1 pseudogene is annotated in these 3,654 nt (G+C 58.0%); it reads right to left on the bottom strand.

The features are described from left to right. Positions 1 to 3,623: pseudogene (locus tag D5269_RS18415) on the bottom strand (hypothetical protein); the annotation flags it as partial. Between the last annotated feature and the right edge of the window lie 31 nt (positions 3,624 to 3,654).

The raw sequence follows: 3,654 nt of genomic DNA, 5'->3' as shown, positions 1-3,654 counted from the left end.
CCTCCGCTCAGCGTACTCTCGGATAGTTTCTGCCCATAGGTCAGGCCATTGGCGGCAGGCCAGGTAATGGCGGGGGCTGCTGCCTTATTGATGGTCAGCGTCAGTGTGTTTGTGCTGTCGGCGGCGGCGTAGTTGCCCTTTGCCTCAACACGGGCCTTGATGGTGTAAGTCCCGGCGTTGATGGGCAGGCCATTCGTAAACTCGCTGCTGCCCTGCGTTGCATAGGAAAACTGGCAAGGACCCGTATCGTGGGTGATACCAAGCTGGGTGCCATTCACTCCTGTTGCTTTGGGCGCAGTAATCATCGCCTCGTTGCCGGTGTAGGTCAGTTCTTGTGTGGTGCTTTCCCATGCAAGCGTAGGCGTGGCCGGCTTAATTGTGAACGGCAATGTGAAGGTGCCGGTGAACGTTGTGCCAGTGACGGTCACTTTTGCCGTATTTCCGGCGTTGACGCTGTCGAGGTAGTACACCCCATAGTCAGTACCCTTTTCGAGCGTGGTTATCCCGTCCACGGTGACGGTGACGGCGGGTCTCTGCAGTGTGCCGTCATAGATCAAGTTCAGATCCTCGGGCAGCGCAACCGCCAGCGCGGCCCCGCAGGGGCAGGCCCCGGTTTCGTCAAAGCTGCATTTCTCCGCGGCCGCCGCCCGGCCGCAGGCAAGGCAGGTCTGCTGGTGGGTGGTGGTGCCGGTGGCATGGGTGTACTCGCAGACGCCCTCGCCGGTATGGTTGCACTTCTTCACCGTCACTGTGCCGGTCAGCAGGGCTTTTGTATCAAGCGATACTTCCCCCCAAGTATTGCTATCTACCCATCCTTCTGCCTTTGTAACAGGTAGGTTATTTCTGTGATAGGCATAGCCCTCCGCAAGTAGATTTTTCAGCGTGACAGACGCATCGACATTTATAGATACTGCAGATTTTCCTATGAGGGTTCCGCCGGAGAGAACTGCTTTCCCGGAATTGCGTACCCACAATCCCATTTCCTCTCCCGAGATAACTCCGCCGGAAATGTTGACGGTTCCACCGTAAATTCCCACACCGTAAAATCCTGAAACAGTCCCGCTTTCGATGGATAGAGTTCCGCCAATTACACTGACTGTAATATTTGAACTCTCAATCTTTCCACCGGTTCCGCTGTCTTGAATGGTAAGGCTGCCGCCTGAGATATTAAATGCGCCAGAGCCAGTTGCTTTGACAGTCTGCCCGTTCAAATCCAAAGTGAAAGTATTGTCGATGCTAATATAATTGGCACCTAAATCCACCTCCGACAGCAGTGTAATAATGGCACCGTCGTTCCCCTCTATGAACGCATCGGCCAAAGCGCCCACGAAGGTGGTGGAGCTGCCATTTACGACCTTCGCAACGGCGGAAATGTTGACTGGCACCGTCCCTGCCGCGTCCGCCATATTGTTATTCCCCACGAATTTCGCCGTCAGGGTGATTCCCGTACCTGGGCCTCCTGCCGCAACCAGCACATCGGCGGCGCTGACGGTCATGGTGTAGGCGCCGTCCGCACCTTTGTCTGCGGGAGCGGACACCTGCGTATCACCCACAAACACCGCCATTTGTCCCGCAGTAGGATTACCCCTCAGACGTGCCGCCGCTTTGGCCGGAGCCTCCCCGGTTGCGGTGGGTGTGGCCTTGACGGTGATGGTGTCGCTGGCGGTGAAGTCTTTGGTTAGGGTATCGCCTTTGTAGGTTTGCACCTTGCCCTCACTGGTCAGGTCGGTGCCGGACTTCTGGAGCGTGATGGTTTTCGTGAACGTATTTGTATTATCGTTGTTGTTTGTATAAGTGGCGGTATAGGTCAGGTCGTCTGTCTTTGCAACCGCCAATGTCCAGCCGCTGACCGTAAAGGTCTGGCCGCAAATCGTAATGCCTTTGTCCAGCTCGCCGGACAGCTCGGTTGTCAGATACTCCGTCCTGTCCTTCCCGTCATAATAGAGATTGGTGGGGACAGAGATCATATCCTCCGTCAGATTTTCGGTGGTGAACGCATTGCCGCCGCTTAATGTGCCGCTCCCGGACAGGCTGGCCCCAACGGGGATGTTCAGCGTATAGTCCCCAGGGACAGTATAGCTCCCGTTAAGGGTCACATCGCCGCAGACAGTGCCCGCGCCGTTCTCAAACACGATGGCGTTGGTTTTGCTGACGGTCGCCGCTGCGGTTGTGTTCCCGCCGTTGCCGATGGGAGCGCCCGCGTAACCTGTCCAATAGACATCTGTGGGACTGGAAGCGTCCACAATGCCGCCGGAAATGGTGACGCTGCCGGTGCCGCCGGTACAACCGCCACTGCTGTACTGGCTGCTGTAATAGTACCCACCGCCGCCGCCAATGCCTGCGGCATAGTTTCCTCCCACAGCGGTCACGGTGCCGCCGCTGATGGTGACGGCGCCATCGCCGGATTTGTGGCTGGAGTCATCAATGGTGTTGCTACCACCGCCGCCAATCCCCGCACTGCCTTCGCTGCCTGTGGCGTTTATTGTGCCGCCATAAATTTGGATATTGTTGCCGGCACCTCCGCCCATCAAACCGCCACCGCCACCGATTCCTGCGCCGCCAGTCCCTGTGCAGGTGGAGCTCGCTGTGACGCTGCCGCCATAAATTTGGATATTGTTGCCGGCACCTCCGCCCATCAAACCACCTCCGCCGCCGATTCCTGCGCCAGTGAGGCTTCCTTCGCCGCTGTTGGCGGTAACCGTGTTGCCATAAATGATGATCGTGCCGCTGTTGCCGCCGTTCCCAGATCTGGAGGTGCCGCCGCCAATACCCGCACCGCCGTAGCGTCCGGACTGACCGCCGCCGGTGGCGTTGATCACGCCGCCATGAATGGTGATCGTGCCGCTGTCAGGGGCAGTTTCAGAGCCGCCGATGCCCGCGCTGGCGTTACCGCTATCGTCAGTCGTGCCGGTGGCGTTCAGCGTGCCGCCATTTTCGGACTGGGCGTAGATGGTCAGGCTGTTGGTGCTCGTCGCCACAATGCCCTTTTCCGCTGTGAGGGTGCAGCCGTTCGTCAGGATCAGGTTCACCGCGCCGGTGACGGTGATGGGCTGGTCAATGGTGACGGTGCCGCTGACCGCGTACCAGCCCGTAGTCCATGTGACCGCCTCGGCGCTGTTTTCAACGAGGGTACAGGTTTCGGTCTTGCTCTCATAGGTCACTTGGCTGCCGTCCCAGGACGCCTCTTGATACTCGACAGATTCCGTTATTGGGGCAGGGTCGTTGGCCCCGTCCAGCGCCCCTTGCAGCTCGTAGCAGCGGGAAAGGTCGATCTGCTCCTGTTCGTCCTCTGTCAGCACTGAAAACAAAGCGAGGATTTCGTCAAGCTGCCCCCGCACCTCGTCCGCATTATCCTCCGTCACTTTATCCGGCAGGGCGGCGATCAGGTCCTCAATGGGGCAGATACGGCACTCATAAGTACACGGACTTCCTTCACTGTCCTCCGATTCCGGCTGGTAGCCGCAGGCATCGTCATGTTCCTGATGATGCTTGCAGATGCCGGTACCTTCCGGCTGTTTTGTATCTTCTTTTTCAGCTTTCCCTTTGCAGTCCGACAGGTCGGCATTCTCTGCGCCGCAGACCAGGCAGTCAGGATTGATTTGACCCTCTGTACAGAGGGTCAAACAAGAGCATTGCTCTTGTTTGATGATTCCT

This window comes from Anaerotruncus sp. 1XD42-93 (assembly GCF_009917605.1).
In the GTDB taxonomy this organism is placed as follows: domain Bacteria; phylum Bacillota; class Clostridia; order Oscillospirales; family Ruminococcaceae; genus Anaerotruncus.
Note: the sequence above shows the minus strand (reverse complement) of the source record. Positions and strands in the feature narration are given on the sequence as shown.